Below are 18366 nucleotides of genomic sequence, written 5' to 3' on the forward strand. Positions count from 1 at the left end.
ATGGGCGCGGATATGACCGACGCCCCTGCCCCGCAGCCGCTGATGCTGTTCAACAGCCTGACGCGCCAGCTGGAAGAATTCCAGCCCGTCCACCCCGGCGAGGCGCGTGTCTATAGCTGCGGCCCGACGGTCTATAATTACCCGCACATCGGCAACATGCGCGCCTACGTCTTTGCCGACACGCTGGGCCGCACGCTGTCGTTCAAGGGTTACAAGCTCACCCACGTCATCAACATCACCGACGTCGGCCATCTGACCGACGACGCCGATGCGGGCGAAGACAAGATGGAAAAGATGGCGGCAGAAAAGGCGCAGTCAATCTGGGACATCGCGCGCCATTATACCGAGGCCTATTGGGCCGATGTGAAAGCGCTCAACATCCGCCAGCCGGCGCACTGGTCGATCGCCACCGATTATGTGCCGCAGATGATCGAGTTTGCGAAGGCGATTGCGGCCAAGCATTGCTACGAGCTGGAGGGCGGCCTCTATTTCGACACCTCAACGGTCGCCCGCTATGGCGCTCTCGCACGCGCAAAAACCGAGGATGGTGAAGGCCGTATCGAAGAGGTCGAAGGCAAGCGCCACGCCGCCGACTTCGCGATCTGGCGCAAAACCCCGGCGGGCGAGACGCGCCAGATGGAATGGGATTCGCCCTGGGGCCGCGGAGCCCCCGGCTGGCACCTCGAATGTTCGGTGATGTCCGAAGCGTTGCTCGGTTTCCCCTTCGACATCCACACCGGCGGCATCGACCACCGCGAGATCCACCACCCAAACGAGATCGCGCAGAACCAGGCGCACAGCTGCAGCGACGCCAGCGGCGCGCGCATCTGGATGCACAATAATTTCCTGATCGAACGCAGCGGCAAGATGTCGAAATCGAGCGGCGAATTCCTGCGCGTCCAGTTGCTGATCGATAAGGGCTACCACCCGCTCGCCTTTCGGCTGATGTGCCTGCAGGCGCATTACCGCAGCGAGCTGGAGTTTTCGTGGGAAGGCCTTGGCGCCGCGCTGACGCGGCTCAAACGGCTCGTCATGGCTGCCGTGCCGGTCCGCGAGGCCGAGAGCGCCGAGGTCACCGACCACCGGCTAACCGATCTGCTCGCGAAATTCGACATGGCGATTTCGGATGATCTCAACACGGCGGTCGCGCTGACCTTGATCGAGGAAGCGGCGGCGATGAAAAAGATCGACGCAGGCCAGAAGCGCGCAACGCTCGCAGCAATGGATGCCGTGCTCGGGCTCGACCTGTTGACCATCGAGCGCAGCGATCTGCGCGTTCGGCCCAAGTCCACAACGATCGGCGAGGACGAGATCAAAGCCACGCTGGGGCGCCGCCAGGACGCGCGCGCCGCAAAGGACTTCGCCGCCTCCGACGCACTCCGCGACGAGCTCATCGCCGCGGGGGTGGAGGTGATGGATGGCGACCCGCTCGGGTGGGATTGGCGGCTCGACGCCAATTAGAGACTTGCCCTGACTCGGCGGACTGCTAGCTTCGTTGCATGTCGCAACTGATCTGCTGGCTGCTTGTCGGTCTTGCCCATCTTGTCCCCGCGCTCGCGCTGGTCCGGCCGGCGCTGATCACGCGGCTTTATGGCGTCGCGCCGGACAGTGCGCTCTTCCTCTTGATGCATCACCGCGCGGCGCTGTTCTTCGCGGTGCTCGTCGCGTGCGTCTGGGCCGCCTTCGACCCCGGCGGGCGCAAGATCGCGACCATGCTCGCCGCGATCTCGATGCTCAGCTTCCTGTTTCTCTACCAGTCATACGGGCGCCCAGCTCAACTCACCACCATCGCGCTCGTCGATCTGATCGGCCTCGTCCCGCTCGCTTGGGCAGGCCGGCACGCATTTCAGCAGTAGGGATTTTATGACCAAGACCGTCACCGTCCTGTCGGGGCTCATCCGGCCGCTCGTCGAAACCCGCCTGCCCGACTGGGTCGAGCCGCGCTTTTTCCGGTCGAAGGACGAAGCCCTCAGCCTCGCACCCGACGCCGAAATCGGCTGGTTCGACATGTATGACAAGAAGGACATGGCGGCGATCATTACCGCAGCGACGAACCTCAAATGGCTCAACTCGATCTACGCCGGCGTCGACGGCATGCCGCTCGATCTGCTTGGGCAGCGCGGCACGGTCGTCACCAACGGCGCCGGAATCAACGCGATCACCATCGCCGAATATGTCGTGATGGGCATGCTGACCGTTGCCAAAGGATACCGCGATGTCGTCCGCGCGCAGGAACGCCGCGAATGGCTGATGGACTCGCCGGGCAAGGTCGAACTGTTCGGGTCGAAGGCGTTGCTGCTCGGCTATGGCGCGATCGGCAAGCTGATCGAGGAACGGCTGAAGGCGTTCGCGGTCGACATGACCGTCGTGCGCCGTTCGCCCGGTCCGAACACGCTGGCACCCGATCAATGGCGCGCACAGCTGAGCAATTTCGACTGGGTGATCCTCGCGGTCCCCGCAACTTCTGAAACCGACGGCATGATCGGCGCCGAGGAGTTGGCGGCAATGAAACCGACCGCGACCCTCATCAACATCGCGCGCGGCAGCGTCGTCGATCAGGATGCGCTCGTCGCCGCGCTGAACGAAAAGCAGATCGCGTCCGCCTTCCTTGACGTCACGACCCCCGAACCGCTCCCCGCCGATGACCCGCTGTGGAGCCTCGACAACGCCCACATCACCATGCACCTGTCGGGCCGCGCGCAGGACAAGATGTTCGTGCGGTCGGCGCAGCGGTTTCTGGAGAATCTAGAGCGCTGGCATAACGGGGCGGCGGTTGAGCCGCGAGTCGATCTGACCCTGGGCTATTGAACGGCGCGGCAGAGCAAGCTCAGGATTCTTTAGCGAAATCCGGGCGAACGGTCATTCCATACCGAGCGCATTGGCAGGTTGTTGCACACCGCCCTCTCGTTTCCGAAACCACTGCAATATGGCTTTTTGGCTGGGCATTTCGAGGTGGCGGTAGAATAAATCGGCAATGAGCAAAATCAGGATCCAAACCATGATTGTCGCGACCATCGATCCGGTCCGACCCAGTTCCCCGAGCTGCGAAACGGCTGTAGCGGCCAGTAAATATACCGGCACATGAATCAGGTAGATTGAATAACTGCGATCGCCGAACCAGATCATCACGCGAGATTCCAGAACTTTGGTCCGCAAAGCCAACAGAATGGTAGCCGGCCAAGCCACTACGCTGGTGAGGATCAACCAAGCGCCTTCCGGGACTATGACAAAAGGCAAGGCCGCTGGAACAATTAGAACAGCGCCCGGTATTGGATCGGCAAACTTCACATACCGCCGCAGAATGACCCCGCAGAAGAACCCCAACAGGCCGCGGCCGATGAGCGCTTCCCAGGCCCCTAGCGCAAAGATGCAATAGGTTCCGGCGAAGATCGCAACCACAGCGCTGACTCGAAGCGCCCGCGCACCGGCCGTCGCCGCAAGGATGAACACGGCGTAGCAAAACACCTCCACCGAAAGAGACCAAGCTGGACCGTTCAACGTCTGGGTCGGTGCTGGAAGAAAAACATGCAGCATGGCAAGCGAGGTCATCGCGTTCGCCACCGTGGTTTCAGGAGCATCTCGTAGTATCAATATGATGCAGGCCAACGAAACGGCATGCAGTGGCCAAAGACGGGCAAACCGGGACAAGGCGAAAGACGAAATCGTCGTCCCGGCGCGCAGGCGCCAGCCATCAAGATAGCAATGTGCGAAGACGAAGCCGGACAGTACGAAGAAGAGATCGACCATCGACCAGCCCCAATGCTGAAACCAACCCAATCCCGGAACGCCGTTGAGCGGGTTGGATTCTTGACTGAACAATATCCGTAGATGGAAGACAAAGCTGATGAAGCAGGCCGCTAACCCGCGCAATCCGTCGAGTCGCAACAATCTGTCCGGGGAAGGGCGTGTCTGCATTCGGATCCAACGGTGTCAGGTGCGCCACCCATCGTTCGAAAACAAACTGCGCGGTTCGACGTATCGATATGAAATCGCGATAAAAATGACGTTAACGCGGAGACGGCGTCGCTGTGACGATCGACATGGATACGTCGCGGTCGCGGGTCAGCGCGGCCGCTCGGCCTTCAACTCCCGCACCAGCGGCTGCAAGTTCGCATCATATTTCGCCAGCATCGTGTGCGCGCCGGCAAAATCGTAAAAGCTCACCAGTTCGCGCCCGTTCCAGCGGTGGAGCGCGTAGGCGGGGTCTTCGGCAACGATCATTGGCCGGTCGTCGGGTCGATTCGCATCGATCGGGCGCAGGTCGAGCGAGACCTGCGGCGCGGTCGATGAACAGATGGCGACAGTGCGCCCCTCCCACGCCACGGTGACGCTGCGATGCAGGTGACCGCAGATCAGCCCGCGCACCTGCGGATTGCGGCTGACGACATCGGTGAAGGTCTTGACCCACGGCTCGTCGGGATGCGTGTTCATCCATTCGATGCCGCTTTCAATCGGCGGATGGTGCATGACGATATAGGTCGGCTTGGCCGGATCCTTCGCCAGTTCGGCGTCGAGCCACGCGGCGCGCGTGTCGCAAAAGGCGCCGCCATGGCGCCCTTCCTCCAGTGTATCGATCGTCACCAGCCGCAGTTCGGGCAGGTCGATCGCATATTGGACAAAGCCGTTACCGTCATCGAGGCCGGGAAAACGCGCATGAAAATTGTCGCGCAGATCATGGTTGCCGACGCTGGCCCACACCGGAAAGGGGCAGCGCGAAAAGGCGTTGGCGAGGCGGCGGTAGCTTTCTTCGTCGCCGCGATCGGTAATGTCGCCCGTCGCGAGAAGCAGATCGGGACGGTTCGGCCCGTCGATCAGCACGTCGAGCACCTCGTCGAGCCGCTTGCGGTTATACTCGGCCGGATTGTCCGGATCAAATCCCAAGTGGATATCGGTGATCTGGGCGATCAGCACATCCGTCCCCTGCTCCGGTCCATTATCGGCCCCGGTCCTAAACCTATCCGCCCCGACTTGCCGCGTGCAAAGCAGGTGTGCGCCACATCACTTTGTAAAGACCCCGCGCCCCGGTGACTGTGATCAAGCTCACATCATAGGTACCACGCAGAGGTTTATTTGTGATTGCTGCGGCATTTACCTTCCGCTGACGGTTCGGAACCCATGGCTGGCCACCATCCGAATGATATTCGTGGCACATCGCGCACGGCGATTCGGTCGCGGTTTCGACCTTCACGATCCGCGCCCCGCCCTCGCCGACATGACAATCGCGACATTGGCGCAGGCCCGGCACGAGCAGGTCCGCCGATGTTTTCGACCCCGTCGCAGCGGTGTGGCAATCGGCGCAGTCGGTTTCGCGGTGCGCGTCATGGTCGAACCAGCCCTTTTGCAGGTAGCGCGCGGTTTGAACCACCGCTGCCACGCGCCAGCTGTTCCCGGTCTGCGGGGCAAAGATCGTATGGCAGTCGTAACAGGCGCCGCCCTTTGAGAACACCGCGCGCACCGCGTCCTCGGCGCGGCCGGGCCGAACCGCGACTTCGCGGAAATAGATATTATACACCTGTCCCTCGGCATAAGCGCCGGGGCGCCGCCGCTGCATCCCGCCCAGCTGGAGCGGCCGCGAAGGCGGGGTCGAGCGGTAATAGGCGGTGAGGTCGGCGACAACCTGATCGGGCTCGCCATGGCGCAGCGTGCGCGTCGTGCCGCCGACGGTCTCGAATGCCAGGCTGTGGCACATCGCGCAGTCGCGTTCCATTTCGACCGGCTTGACGCGCACCCCGTCGGCCTCGACGCGGTGGCAATTTTCACACTCCAGCTTTTGCCCGAAGTCGTAACGCCCGCGGAAACTCGCCGCCATCCGCGCGACCCCGCCGGTCGCCTGCAAATGCATGTCGTGCGGGAATTTCAGGCCGTTATAGTCGACCGTCCCCTTGCCCGGCGCCGCGCGCGCCAGCCTCGCGCCGGGTGCAGCGCGGACGACCGGGCGGAATTCTGGATGGCTGGTGCCAAAATCGGCCGCGTCGGCGAGCGTGGTGGGATGCCCCGCCGTCTTGAGCCGAGCCGACATCCCGTCGTGGCAATCGGCGCAGAATTTCTGCGGCGTCGCGGGCATCGGCCCCGAACCCTCATGCTCGGTATGGCACTCGACGCAGCGCCCCTGTGGCTTGTTGAAGGTCTTCGCGAAGCCCGCGAGGATGCGCTCGCCGACGCCCGGCGGATGCCGCGCCGCCAGCAGCATCGCGGTCGGTGCATTGGCGTGTGCCATGCTCATCGCCTTGTGCTCACCGGTGTGGCAGCCGACGCAGGCCTTGTCGGTCACTGCGACAAATGGTTCGACATGACACGACTGGCAGTCGTTCTTCAGGCTGGCATGCGCGCTCGACAGCGGGCCCGAGAGCCACGCGCTGTCGGCATGATAACCGTCAGGGCGCTCGTTCACATTCTTGTAGCTGTACCACGCCCAGATTGGTCCGATCAGAAACGCCAGCAGCATCAATATACCGAACGCCCAAGCCCCCATCCGCTTGCCCAGCATCACGCCCTGCAGCGAGAAGGCCTTGGCCTCGTCGACATCCTTCGACGACTGCGACAGCTCATCGATCCGCTCGACGAGCAGGATGATATCCTCACCCTCGCGTGCGATCGTCAGCCGATGCCCGCCAAAACGCAGCTCGCCGCCCGCGGCGCTGTCGATGTCGGCGACGGTCTCGCTGCGCCCGTTGAGGTCGAACCCCAGTCCCTCGCTCGCCGCGACGCGGACATGACGGCCATCGGCGCTGCTGATCGTCGCATGGTGCGGGTTCACCGCCAGATCGGCAACGTGAATGATATTGCTGCCCTCGCGGCCGAGCGTGATCGCGTCGCCGGGCAATGGCGTGTCGCGGATGATCTGTTTGCCGGTTTTCGTCGTCGAAATACGGCGCAGGATGAAGCTCATGATCCCCGCCTTACCAATAGAAAAAGACGCTGATGATGTGCGCCGACAGCGCTGCGATCAGCGCAAAGGTCAGCGGCACATGCACATAGAGCCAGATTTCGAGCAGCGCACGCAGCCGCAGATGCGCGCGCAATCGCGCCAGCGCCGCAACCTTCTGCTTGAGCAGCCCGACGACCTTTTCGCGCGCCGCGGCATCGCTGCTGTGCGACGCCGCCAGCGTACGCAGCGCTGCCGCCGTCGCGCAGTTCGGATAGCGCCCGCCCAGGCGCGCGACGATGCCGCCAGCGAAGGGATCTTCATCGAGCGCGGCAAGCACCGGCGCGGTATCCTCCGGCGTCAGAGGCTGCGCCGCGCTATGCAGCTGCCGGTCGAAAGCGCGGATCGCCTCGAGCATCTGCATCTGCGTCATCTCGTCGCGGTTGTTCGACAGCGCTGCGGGCAAGGTCGCATAGACGATCACCCCATAGAGCCCCGACAGGATCACCAGCATCATCAATGCCCACGCCAGCGTGTGGACGTTCCAGCCCAGCTGGAACCCGGTGTGCCAGGTGCCGATGACGATCAGGCTGAGCCCGAGATAGACATGCGCCGAGGTCCATGCCTTAAGCGACCAATAGTCATTCGTCATCTTGCGCTTGCGATAGCCGAGCGCGGTCAGCCACAGGATCAGTCCCGCGCCGATCGTCCCCAACGTATAACCGTACCAGCTGCCGCCATTGTGCCGCGGTGTTGCATCGACCAGCGCGTAGGAGATGATGATCAGCAGGCACATCCCGCCCGAAATCTTCGCCCAGCGAAAGCCCGCATAGCGCAGAAATCCCTCATGCTTGCGCTCGCGGACCCGCTCGGTCTGGGTCGCCTTGTTGCGCCGCCGTTGAAAGAGCAAGGCCATCAGTCGGTCCCCTCTTCCAGCCGCGCGATCGACAGAAACTCTTCGGGCGATACGCGGATCGCGGCGCCGGTCGGACAGGCGCGCACGCACGCCGGGCCGCCCGCGATGCCCTTGCACATGTCGCATTTGACCGCGATCTTCTTCGGCTTCTCGTCACCCAGCTGCTGCTTGGTCCATTTGGGCGACGGCTCGCCGGGGCCGGGGCCGAAACCGGTTAGCAGCCAGCGCAGCAGGCTCGGCTTTTCGGGCGGCGCCGCTTCCATGCGGATCACGCCATAGGGGCAGTTGCGCATGCAGTTGCCGCACCCGATGCACCCCGGCTCCATGAACACTTCGCCGTCAGGGCCGCGGTGGATGACGTTGGGCGGGCAGTCGGCCATGCAATGCGGATGCTCGCAGTGGCGGCAGCTGGTTGGCACATGCAGATGCGCAAAGGTCTTGCCCGCCTCGCGGTCGAGCCGCGACAAGCCTTCGTGGCTGTCGGCGCACGCCTTCTCGCAATTGTCGCAGCCGACGCACAGATTCTCATCGATCAGCAGCGCATCGGTCGCCTCGCCCAGACCCTCCCTCATGATGAAGGTCGCGGTGTCCGAATAGAGATCGACCGCGCTCGAATAGCTGGCTTTGCGTGATTCGATGAAGTCGTTCATCTGCGCGCGCTCGGCCACCGCAGCCTCGGTCGCGGCGCGCACTTGCGGGCGCGCCGCGAGCATCTTGCGGAAGCTTTCGCCGGTCAGCTTGATCAATTCGGCGCCGACCGCGGCCTTCACCGTGGCGTTGCGCGGCTGCCCGCTGAGCACGCCCATTTCGCCGAAAAAGCTGCCCGCGGGGAGATAGCGCAGGAAGATCGGTTTGCCGCCGATGTCCTTCTCGACCACCATCGACCCCGACCGGATCACATAGACGTCGTCGCCTTGCTCGCCCTCGGTCAGCACGACCTTGCCCGCGGGCACACGCTCGACCTCGGCGGTATCGACCACCGGTCCCAGATCATCGACGGTCAGCCCGCCCTTGAAAATCTGGAGCAATTGGCGCTCGAGCGAGATGCGGTTGATCACCCGCTTCGCGCCCGGCACCGACGCCATCAGCTTGAGCGCCGCGGTGCGCGACACTTCGACAAAAATGCTGTCTTCGCCGGCGCGGATCGTCGCGCCGCGCTTGCGGCCCGAAATCAGCCCGACCTCGCCAAAGATCGACCCCTGCTCAATCGATACGGTGAAATCGGGGCCGACCTCGACCACCGCATGACCGTCGGCGATCGCGAACAGCGAAGACCCCGGCTCGCCTTTTTCGAACACGACGTCGCCCTTGCGATAAAAAGCGACCTTCGAATCGAGCATGAACTCGCGCATCTGCAGCGGCGAAACATCGGCAAAGATGCTGACCCGCGCTCGCAGATACTCCAGCCACTCGCTGACCGATTTCTGCTGCGGCAGGCCGGCAAAAATCGCCGCCAGATCCTTTTCGTCCGCAGAGGTGAGCGCCGCGTTGCCGTTCAGGAACTCGACAACGTCATAGCCCTGATTCATGCAATGCTTGATCAGCGGATAGCCCGCGAGCGCGCCGATGACATAGAGGCCGGGGACCGTCGTCTCGAACGTCGGCGACAGTTTCGGAAAAGCCTCACGGTCGGGGCCGGTAAATTCGATCCCCATCGATTCGACAAAGCCGCGCGGCGCGACCGATCCCAATCGCGCGACGATCACGTCGCACTCGATCTTTTCCTCGCCGTTCGGGGTGTCGAGCGTCAGCCAGCCGGGCTCGACCTTCGTCGGCTGCGTCTCGGTGCGGATCGACATGAAGCCGTTCTCGCCCGCCTCGGTCATGTCGGCGACATTCTTCGCCTTGGCGCGTGCGAAATCCTTTGAGCGGTTGAGGATGGTGACGGTGTTTTCGAGCGCTTCTTCGGCGACACCGAGCGCGTTTTCGATCCCCGCGTCACCCGATCCGACCACGGTGATATGCTTGTCCTTGAAATCCTCGGGATCGTCGACCTGATAGATGATGTGCGGCAGGTCGGCGCCCTCGCATCGCATCCGGTTCGGATTGCCCTGCGTCCCGATCGCCAGCACGATATTCTCGGCGTGAAAGACGTCGCCCTTGGCGGTCTTGATCGCGAACGCGCCCTTTTCGCCGGTCACCTCGGTCACCTCGGCGTGGTACGCTACATTCACCTTGTTGTTCGCGGCGTCCTCGTCCCAATTGCCCAGGATATATTCGCGCGCACCCTCGGCAAAGCGGCAGTCGGAGCGCAGGTCGAGCCGCTCGGGCGTCGCGAGCACGCGCTTGCCCTTTTGATATTTGAAGATGGTGTCCGACAGATGGTCGGTCTTTTCGAGCAGGATATGGCTGAGACCCAGCTGTGCGGCGCGCGATGCCGCGCTCAGCCCCGCCGGCCCAGACCCGATGATCGCGACCTTGACTGCCTCGCTCATGCGCGTGCGACCAAGCGGCGGCAAAAGCCGCTATCGCAATCGCTGGTCGTGATGCTGACGAACGCGCGCACGGGCATCCTACCCCCCTCTCGCCAGCCCCCCGGCGAATTCATAACGGATGCGACCCGGACTATATGTCCTGGACGCAAAGCTATGCCCTTGAAAGCGGGGAAAGGTCAACCGGTGGCATGGAAATGTCCGTCGAAACCGAGAATATACCGCCGCAACGGACGCGACATGACAAAGCGGTACAGCAAAGCTCAGCCGCTGCGGCGACCGCGACCGCTATTTCCAAAGGAAAAGCATACCAAGCCAAAGGCGACCTAGGTGCCGAGCCACTGCAAGGTGTCCACCGTAGACGACGCCCATATTGACCCCGTGTCGACATGATAGGCGGTGGCGACAAGGCCCGGCCTCATCGGGCGCGGCCGAAGCGTAGCCGATGGCATCTCGTAGGGTTTCGTGGCGGATCCTTTGTCCCCACCCTGTGGCGGGCTCGCAGCGATGTCGTTCATATCGCGGGCATGTTGCTCGGCGGATTGAGCATGCGCCATTCTGGGCACCATGGCTGTCAGACCCAAAATGACCGGCAAGCCAACAACATTGAACAAATTCATATAAATATTTTCCACTGCGAAGACGCGAGGCAAGCTTCTTCACGCATGGGTTTAGGCGCTACGAAAAATGGCGTCATCGTTCCGCATGACCCAGGTCAATATCGAAGGCCATGCCCAAATAGCGTGAAACGCCAAGGATGTATCTCGCCCGGTCGCCGTGCATGCGACGGACGTAAGCCGCCATTCAAACGGCGCCTGTGATGGACATCACAACTCGCACACCGCCGGCGGCGGCAGCGGTCAGGCGAGTTCGAACATCGCTGCCACGCCGGTCGACGCGGTCGGCTCGAACCGCGCCCAGCCATCGGGGCCAAGCCGTTCGATCGGGCGGAATCGCGCCTTGTACGCCATGCGCGCCGACCCTTCGATCCAATAGCCGAGATAGACGTAAGGCAGTCCGGCGCGCGCGGCGCGCTGGACATGGTCGGCGATGATATAGGTGCCCAGCCCCTCGCGCAACGGATGCGCTGCGTCGAAGAAGCTGTAGATCATCGACAATCCGTCGCCCTGCCGGTCGGTCAGGCAGCAGCCGATCAGTCGGCCCTTGCTGCCGTCGCTGGTCGGCTCGCGATATTCGATCATGTAGCTATCGACCGGGGTCTGTTCGACCATGTCGGCGAAATCCTGCTCGTCCATGTCGGCCATGCCGCCATTGGGGTGGCGCGCGCCGAGATACGAACGCAGCAGGCTATATTGTTCTTCGGTCGCCCATGGCTTGCACGCGGTGGCGACCAGGTCGCTGTTGCGGCGAATGGTACGTTTCTGCGAGCTGCTGGGGACAAACTCGCTCGCGCAGACGCGCACCGACACGCATGCCGAACAATCAGCACAGCTCGGGCGGTACGCCACCGACTGGCTGCGCCGGAAGCCGATCCGGCCGAGCGCGTCGTTCAGCTCGTTCGCCGTATTGCCGCTGAGCTCGGTGAACACCTTGCGCTCGGTCTTGCCCGCCAGATAGGGGCAAGGCGCCGGGCTGGTGACGAAAAATCTTGGAAAACGGAACGGTGCGGACACGCGGTTTGGACCTCCAGAAAGGCGATGCGGAATCCCCCCGACGCGGGTCCGACGATCACCACCCACCAACTATGCCGCGCGGCGTCAATGGTGCAAAGTCTGTTTACCATTTTTAGTCGTGCCGTTCTGACTCAGGTCGAAAATTATCTGAATCGCGCGGTAAGGATTGTGCCGTTTTGAATCAAAGGGGTCGGGCTTTGACACTCCCCGGTCTCAAGCCCCCATATCCTTCATCCCGGCGAAGGTCGGGATGACGACAGCTGCTCAGCTATACCCGCGCAGTTCGTCGCCGGTCAGCGTCGCCACGTGGAGCACGTTGGTCGACCCCGGGGTACCGAACGGAACCCCCGCCATCATCACCAGCTTGGCGCCCGCCTTGCCGATGCCGTGGCGCAGCGCCATGCGCTTGCCCTTGGCGATCATCTCTTCGAAACTGCCGATGTCTTTGGTCGGCACCGCATGCGCGCCCCACAGCAGCCCGAGCCGCCGCGCCGCCTCCTTCTTCGGCGTCAGCACCAGCAAAGGCGCGTTCGGCCGCTCGCGCGCGACGCGGCGCGCGGTCGATCCCGACGCGGTGAAACAGATGATCGCGTCGGCGGCGATCGTTGCGATGATGCTGCCCGCGGCTTCGGCCAGCGCATCGGCGGTCGTCGCATCGGGCAGCGTTTCGGTGAAATGCAAGCGGCGGAAATAATCGGGGTCGCTTTCGACCGATCGCGCGATGCTGTCCATCATCGTCACCGCCTCGATCGGCCAGGCGCCCGCGGCAGTTTCGGCCGACAGCATGATCGCATCGGCGCCGTCGTAGATCGCGGTGGCAACATCGCTCACTTCGGCGCGCGTCGGCGACGGCGAAACGATCATCGATTCGAGCATTTGGGTCGCCACGACGACGGGCTTGCCCATGCGGCGCGCGGTCGCGACGATGCGCTTTTGCAACGGCGGCACCGCTTCGGGCGGCAATTCAACCCCCAGGTCGCCGCGCGCAACCATGGCAGCGTCGGCGAGCTCGAGGATTTCCTCGATCCGCTGCACCCCCGACGGCTTTTCAAACTTCACCAGCAGCGCCGCTTTGCCACCGATCAGCGTCCGCGCCTCGGCGACGTCCTCGGGCCGCTGGACGAACGACAAGGCGATCCAGTCGACATGCTGTTCGAGCGCGAAGGTCAGATCCTTGCGATCCTTTTCGGTCAGCGCCGCGAGCGGCACAACGACGTCAGGGACATTGACCCCCTTGCGATCCGAAATCTTGCCGCCGACCTCGACCACCGTGTCGATCCGCGTCGGCGACACCGCTTTCACGCGCAGCACCAGCTTGCCGTCGTCGATCAGCAGCCGCGTGCCTGCCTCCAGCGCGGCGAACAATTCGGGGTGCGGCAAATGAACCCGGGCCACGTCACCTGGTGCCGTGTCGGCATCAAGCGCGAACGGCTCGCCCTTGACCAGTTCGACCGGGCCATCCTTGAACGCGCCGACGCGCAGCTTTGGCCCCTGCAGATCGACGAGAATCGTCGTCGGGCGGCCGGTTTCTTTCTCCAGCGCGCGGATCGCGGCGATGACCTTGGCATGACCGGCATGATCGCCATGACTCATATTGACGCGAAATGCGTCGGCACCGGCGCGGTGCAGCGCCGCGATCATCTCGGGATTCGCGCTCGCAGGGCCAAGCGTCGCCAAGATGCGCACCTTGCGCTGGCGGGGGGTAAAACTCTGGACCACAAATGCTCCGAACCGATAAAAAGCTGGGGTCGCTTGCGTAGGCGCGTTGCCCCCGGCAAGGCAAGCCACGTATAGCTATTCATGCCACCATCAGAAGGAAATCCGCCATGTCCTGCAGCGACGATCAGGCCGCTAAGAATGACGCCCTTGATACGCTTGACAACGCGGCTGCCGCCGCGGCCTTCCGCCGTCTGGTCCGGCTGCTCCAGCATCGCAGCGACGCCGCGAACATCGACCTCATGGGCCTCGCCGGTTTCTGCCGCAACTGTCTGGGCGACTGGATCGCCGAGGCGGGCGGCATGGACAAGGAAACCGGCCGCGCGATCGTCCACGGCATGCCGACCGCGGAGTGGAAGGCACTGCATCACACCGCGGCTACCCCCGAACAACTCGCCCGGATGGAAGAGAGCATGGCGAAGAACCCAGGCCGCTGACCTTGCTACGGCCCGGCTTTCGCGACATGATCGAGCAACCGGCCGGACCGACACGGCCAACAGGGAGACTATCGGGATGCGTATGACATGGGCCGCAGCGACGATCGCGGCAGGACTGATCGCGAGTACGCCGCTCGCCGCGCAACCATCCACCACCACCTATATCCATGCCGGGCGTTTGCTCGACCAGCCGGGACGAGAGCCGCGCGGACAATCGACGATCATCGTCCGCGACGGCAAGATCGCCGAAGTGCGCGATGGCTTTGCCGCTCCCGAAGGCGGTGCGCGGGTCATCGACCTGACAAACGCTTTTGTCCTGCCCGGGCTGATCGACATGCACGTTCATATCTCGAGTGACGATAACCTGCTGCGTAGCCGCCTCGAATCCTCCGGGCGCGACGTCGAGGATGTGTTCGTCATCGCTCAGGACAATGCCCGCAAGACGCTGGAAGCGGGGTTTACGACCGTGCGCGACCTGGGCGGCGATGGCCGGACCACGACCACGCTGCGCGATGCGATCAACAACGGCGTGATCGTTGGCCCGACCGTCATCCCGGCGGGGACAATGATTTCGGTGACCGGCGGCCACGGTGGGGTCAATGGACTGAACCGCACGCTGACCCATGCGGTTGCGGCCGAGCGGACCAATATCTGCGACGGACCCGACAGCTGCGCCAGCGCCGTCCGCGCCCAGATTTCGCTCGGCGCAGAGGTCATCAAGTTCGCGGCGACCGGCGGGGTGCGCTCAAATGTCGCGGGCGGGCTGGGCAAGCAGATGTCCGATGCCGAGATGAAATCGGTGGTCGACACCGCGCACAGCTTTGGCCGGAAGGTCACCGCTCATGCGCATGGCAAGGAAGGCATCGATGCCGCGCTGCGCGCTGGAGTCGATTCGATCGAGCATGGCAGCTTCATCGACGATGAGACGGTCAAGTTGTTCAAGGCGTCCAATGCGGCGCTGGTGCCGACCGCGGTCGCGCCGATCGCTGCGCTGGCGCAGGCGCGGCGCGGCGACGCGCCGGGTCCGCAGCTTGCCAAGGCCGAGGAAGCGGCAGCGTCGCACGCCGCCAGCATGGCGCGGGCAATCAAGGGCAATGTCCGCATCCTGTTCGGCACGGATTCGGGCGTTGCGCCCCACGGCGACAATGCCAAGGAATTTGCGCTGATGGTCAAGGCCGGGATGACCCCGGCGCAGGCAATCAAGGCCGCGACCAGCGACAATGCGGCCGAACTCGCCCGGCCGATCGGGGCGATCCTGCCGGGGCGCGAGGCCGACATCATTGCCGTCGGCGGCGACCCGCTGGCCGACGTCACCGCGCTCGAAAAGGTCAATTTTGTGATGCGGCGCGGCGTCGTCCACAGACTGGACGGCAAGCGCCAGGCCTTTCCGCCCGAGTGACGCGGCGCCACCAAGAAAGCATGGCCAAAAATCCTCCGGGGCTTTAGGACGCGCCAACCGCGATTCTCGCGACGCATCATCCCAATCACCGGAGCATAAAATGAGCGAAGCCACCGTATCCGACGAACAACTGCGCCTTTTCATCGAGCGCATCGAACGGATGGAAGAAGAGAAAAAGGGCGTCGCCGACGACATTCGCGACACCTATAACGAAGCGAAATCACAGGGTTACGACCCGAAGATCATGCGCCAGATCGTGCGCCTACGCAAATTGCCCGTCAACGACCGCAAGGAAATGGAAGCGATCCTCGACGTGTATAAATCGGCGCTCGGCATCGACTGAGCCCAGCAACGATCAGCACAGGAGAATGACGATGTTCAGCACCACCACCAATACCGTCGAAGGCCGTCCGGTCCGCGAATATCTGGGCATCGTCACCGGCGAAGTGATCGTCGGCGCGAACCTGTTCCGCGACCTGTTCGCGTCCATCACCGACATCGTCGGCGGCCGCTCGGGCAAATATGAGGATGTCCTCGCCCGCGCCCGCAAGGAAGCGATCAGCGAAATGGAAGCCGAAGCCGCGCGGCTCGGGGGCAATGCGGTGGTGGGGGTCGACCTCGACTATGAAGTACTCGGCCAGAACGGGTCGATGCTGATGGTATCGGCCAGCGGGACGGCGGTCATCATCTGACAGGAGTGTTTATGGGGGCCCGATCGACGAGGGGGGCGGCGCTGATATTCGCCGCGGCGATGTTCGGCGGACAGGTCGCGGCGCGGGATACCCTGCCCGATCCTGCGACGATCAACGTCCCCGACATAGCGCCGTCAGCCGATCCCAAGGTGCAAAAGGAAGGGTATAAATTCTTCTTCTTTCACAATCCGGCCGTCAGTTTCGCCCAAGCCTATGCCGACATTGCCGAATGCCGCAGCTTTCTGGTTCGCGACGGCGTGACGACCTTGCCGACCTTCCGGCCCTGGGCCGAACCCCTCAAGCGCAAGCCCCAAGGCTATACCGCTGGCTCCTATGGTCTCGTCGGCGCAGCGATGGCTTCGATCATCGTGCCGAAGCTGGAACGCGGACAGCGCAACAACAAGCTGCGCCGCTGCATGCAGCCCCGCGGCTACGCCCGCTACGCGATCGCCGAGGCGGATTGGGACCGGTTGAACGACGGCGATGCGGCGACCCTCATCGCGATGCAGGCAAAACTCGCGTCCGGCCCCAAACCCTCGACGACGGAGGTCAGCGAATGATCCGCCTGCTCCTTGCCTGTTTGCTGGTGTTCGCACCCGGAATCGCGCTGGCAAAAGGCGGCGACGGCGTCCTCAACCACACAGTCGCGCCCGCCACTCTCGATCCCGCCAAGGCCTATCTGCTGTTCCGGTCGAGCACCGCGAAATCGGGCATGATCAACATCGAGCATATTTTCCTGCGTATCCCGGCCGAGGCGGAAATCGCCGCCTATCGCAACGCGAAGGAAGCCGCTTACGCGGCAGATCTGCCAAAGCTCACCAAAAAGGCGAGGGACGGGAAGCCGCCGACGATCGACGAATATGCCTTTACCTATGATGGGCCGGTAAACGCCTTTGCCGTCGATGCCGGGGATTTTCTGGAAGATGGCGCGATGCGCACCTTTCTGGTCGAGGTGCCTGTGGGAACCTATATTCTCTACGGCGTTTCGGTGGGCGGACGCGGCATCACCACCTGTAATTGTCTTGGCACCGTCAAATTTGCGGCGCGCCCCGGAGTGATTACCGAGATGGGCTCGCTGTTCGCCGACAAGGTACACAAAGAATCACCGATTCCGCATCTCGAGGACAATTTGGGACCGTCGATGTTCGCCTATGGCTTCACCTTGGGGCAAGCGCTTGTTCCGCCAACCGATGCTCTTATTCGACCGGTTTCGCTTGCCGCCCTTCCCTTGGAGAACGCCGACTATCACGCGGTGGGGCTGTTTCCCGAACCTGGGGCCGACTGGATCAATCGGCTTGCCCCGGTTCCCGGCATCTTGGGCTACGAACGCGGGCGCGTGATCGATCTGCGCACAGGAAAACCGGCTGAATAGGCAAAGGCTGAGGCGCAAGGGCGTTGAAAATTGTCGCCCGCTACGCGATAGGCCGCTTCATCAAATCACTTTCAAGCAGGATCCTCCCGTGGCCGGCCATAGTAAATTCAAGAACATCATGCACCGCAAGGGTGCGCAGGACAAAAAGCGCAGCACGCTGTTTTCGAAGCTCGCACGCGAGGTCACCGTCGCGGCGAAGATGGGGCTGCCCGATCCCGACGCGAACGCGCGCCTGCGCGCGGCGGTCAACGCCGCCAAAGCGCAGTCGATGCCCAAGGACAATATCCAGCGCGCGATCGACAAGGCGACCGGCGGCGACGGCGATAATTACGAAGAGATCCGTTACGAGGGCTATGGCCCCGGCGGCGTGTCGCTGATCGTCGAGGCGCTGACCGATAACCGCAACCGCACCGCCACGAACGTCCGCACCGCCTTTGCCAAGAACGGCGGCAACCTCGGCACGTCGGGCAGCGTCGCGCACGGCTTCGACCGTCTCGGGCTGATCAGCTATCCCGCCAAGGCAGGCGACGCCGACACGGTGTTCGAAGCGGCACTTGATGCCGGCGCCAGCGACGTCGAATCGTCCGAGGACGGCCACGACATCTGGACCGAAATCGACGGCCTGCACGAAGTTGCCAAGGCCTTGGAAGCCAAGCTGGGCGAGGCCGAGGGCGTGAAGCTCGCGTGGCGACCGACGATGAAGAGCGAAATCGCCGATGAAGCGACGGCGCAGACGCTGTTCAAGCTGATCGACACGCTCGACGACGACGACGATGTGCAGACCGTGTGGGGCAATTACGAAATCCCCGACGCGGTGATGGAGAAACTGGGTTGATTTACCCCTCTCCCCTTGGGGGAGAGGGTTGCCCAGACTTGCGGGCTCTGCCCGCTAGCCGCAGCTGG

Annotated in this window: 17 protein-coding genes; 10 read left to right on the forward strand and 7 right to left on the reverse strand. The window is 63.3% G+C overall.

Going from position 1 to position 18366, the window contains the following annotated elements; genetic code table 11:
* Positions 1-12: 12 nt before the first annotated feature.
* The 3 genes from cysS to IPF76_RS09970 are packed head-to-tail and all read left to right on the forward strand — an operon-like array spanning position 13 to position 2808.
* Positions 13-1461, forward strand: a complete 1449-nt coding sequence (cysS, locus tag IPF76_RS09960) for a cysteine--tRNA ligase (RefSeq protein WP_293843063.1) — start codon at positions 13-15, stop codon at positions 1459-1461.
* A gap of 38 nt (positions 1462-1499) precedes the next feature.
* Positions 1500-1856, forward strand: a complete 357-nt coding sequence (locus IPF76_RS09965) for a hypothetical protein (RefSeq protein WP_293843065.1) — start codon at positions 1500-1502, stop codon at positions 1854-1856.
* 7 nt (positions 1857-1863) lie between these two features.
* On the forward strand, positions 1864-2808 hold the full coding sequence (locus tag IPF76_RS09970; protein ID WP_293843067.1) for a D-2-hydroxyacid dehydrogenase: 945 nt from the start codon (positions 1864-1866) through the stop codon (positions 2806-2808).
* A 51-nt stretch (positions 2809-2859) separates the two neighbouring features.
* Here IPF76_RS09970 and IPF76_RS09975 read toward each other — a convergent pair whose 3' ends face one another.
* The 7 genes from IPF76_RS09975 to pyk all read right to left on the reverse strand — a co-directional run bounded on the left by IPF76_RS09975 (position 2860) and on the right by pyk (position 13566).
* Positions 2860-3885: an acyltransferase gene (locus tag IPF76_RS09975; protein ID WP_293843069.1), complete on the reverse strand. Its 1026-nt coding sequence runs from the start codon at positions 3883-3885 to the stop codon at positions 2860-2862.
* Between the two features lie 177 nt (positions 3886-4062).
* On the reverse strand, positions 4063-4911 hold the full coding sequence (locus IPF76_RS09980; RefSeq protein WP_293843071.1) for a phosphodiesterase: 849 nt from the start codon (positions 4909-4911) through the stop codon (positions 4063-4065).
* Positions 4912-4954: 43 nt separating this feature from the next.
* On the reverse strand, positions 4955-6889 hold the full coding sequence (locus tag IPF76_RS09985) for a cytochrome c3 family protein (RefSeq protein WP_293843073.1): 1935 nt from the start codon (positions 6887-6889) through the stop codon (positions 4955-4957).
* Positions 6890-6899: 10 nt separating this feature from the next.
* On the reverse strand, positions 6900-7781 hold the full coding sequence (locus tag IPF76_RS09990) for a hypothetical protein (RefSeq protein ID WP_293843075.1): 882 nt from the start codon (positions 7779-7781) through the stop codon (positions 6900-6902).
* Entirely contained in the window at positions 7781-10216 is a 2436-nt protein-coding gene (locus IPF76_RS09995; RefSeq protein WP_293843077.1) for an NAD(P)-binding domain-containing protein, read from the reverse strand. Before IPF76_RS09995 ends, IPF76_RS09990 begins: the two co-directional genes overlap by 1 nt.
* Before the next feature lie 857 nt (positions 10217-11073).
* Positions 11074-11847, reverse strand: coding sequence for an arginyltransferase (locus tag IPF76_RS10000; protein ID WP_293843079.1), 774 nt, complete (start codon positions 11845-11847; stop codon positions 11074-11076).
* Between the two features lie 264 nt (positions 11848-12111).
* Positions 12112-13566, reverse strand: coding sequence for a pyruvate kinase (gene pyk, locus IPF76_RS10005; RefSeq protein ID WP_293843081.1), 1455 nt, complete (start codon positions 13564-13566; stop codon positions 12112-12114).
* 107 nt (positions 13567-13673) lie between these two features.
* Between pyk and IPF76_RS10010 the strand changes: the two genes are divergently transcribed.
* The 7 genes from IPF76_RS10010 to IPF76_RS10040 all read left to right on the forward strand — a co-directional run bounded on the left by IPF76_RS10010 (position 13674) and on the right by IPF76_RS10040 (position 18298).
* Positions 13674-14000, forward strand: coding sequence for a DUF1244 domain-containing protein (locus IPF76_RS10010; protein ID WP_293843083.1), 327 nt, complete (start codon positions 13674-13676; stop codon positions 13998-14000).
* A gap of 76 nt (positions 14001-14076) precedes the next feature.
* On the forward strand, positions 14077-15399 hold the full coding sequence (locus IPF76_RS10015) for an amidohydrolase family protein (protein ID WP_293843085.1): 1323 nt from the start codon (positions 14077-14079) through the stop codon (positions 15397-15399).
* 100 nt (positions 15400-15499) lie between these two features.
* Positions 15500-15742 (forward strand): DUF2312 domain-containing protein, encoded by a 243-nt coding sequence (locus tag IPF76_RS10020; protein WP_088441254.1) that lies wholly within the window; start codon positions 15500-15502, stop codon positions 15740-15742.
* A 31-nt stretch (positions 15743-15773) separates the two neighbouring features.
* Positions 15774-16091 (forward strand): YbjQ family protein, encoded by a 318-nt coding sequence (locus IPF76_RS10025; RefSeq protein ID WP_293843087.1) that lies wholly within the window; start codon positions 15774-15776, stop codon positions 16089-16091.
* An 11-nt stretch (positions 16092-16102) separates the two neighbouring features.
* Positions 16103-16651: a hypothetical protein gene (locus IPF76_RS10030; RefSeq protein ID WP_293843089.1), complete on the forward strand. Its 549-nt coding sequence runs from the start codon at positions 16103-16105 to the stop codon at positions 16649-16651.
* Complete coding sequence (locus tag IPF76_RS10035) at positions 16648-17463, forward strand: hypothetical protein (RefSeq protein WP_293843091.1); 816 nt, start codon at positions 16648-16650, stop codon at positions 17461-17463. The genes IPF76_RS10030 and IPF76_RS10035 overlap by 4 nt, the downstream gene beginning before the upstream one ends.
* An 88-nt stretch (positions 17464-17551) precedes the next feature.
* The gene (locus IPF76_RS10040) at positions 17552-18298 is read left to right on the forward strand and encodes a YebC/PmpR family DNA-binding transcriptional regulator (protein ID WP_293843093.1); all 747 of its coding nucleotides are present in this window, start codon (positions 17552-17554) and stop codon (positions 18296-18298) included.
* The last annotated feature ends 68 nt before the right edge of the window (positions 18299-18366 follow it).

The sequence above is a fragment of the Sphingopyxis sp. genome (assembly GCF_016704835.1).
Lineage (GTDB): Bacteria > Pseudomonadota > Alphaproteobacteria > Sphingomonadales > Sphingomonadaceae > Sphingopyxis.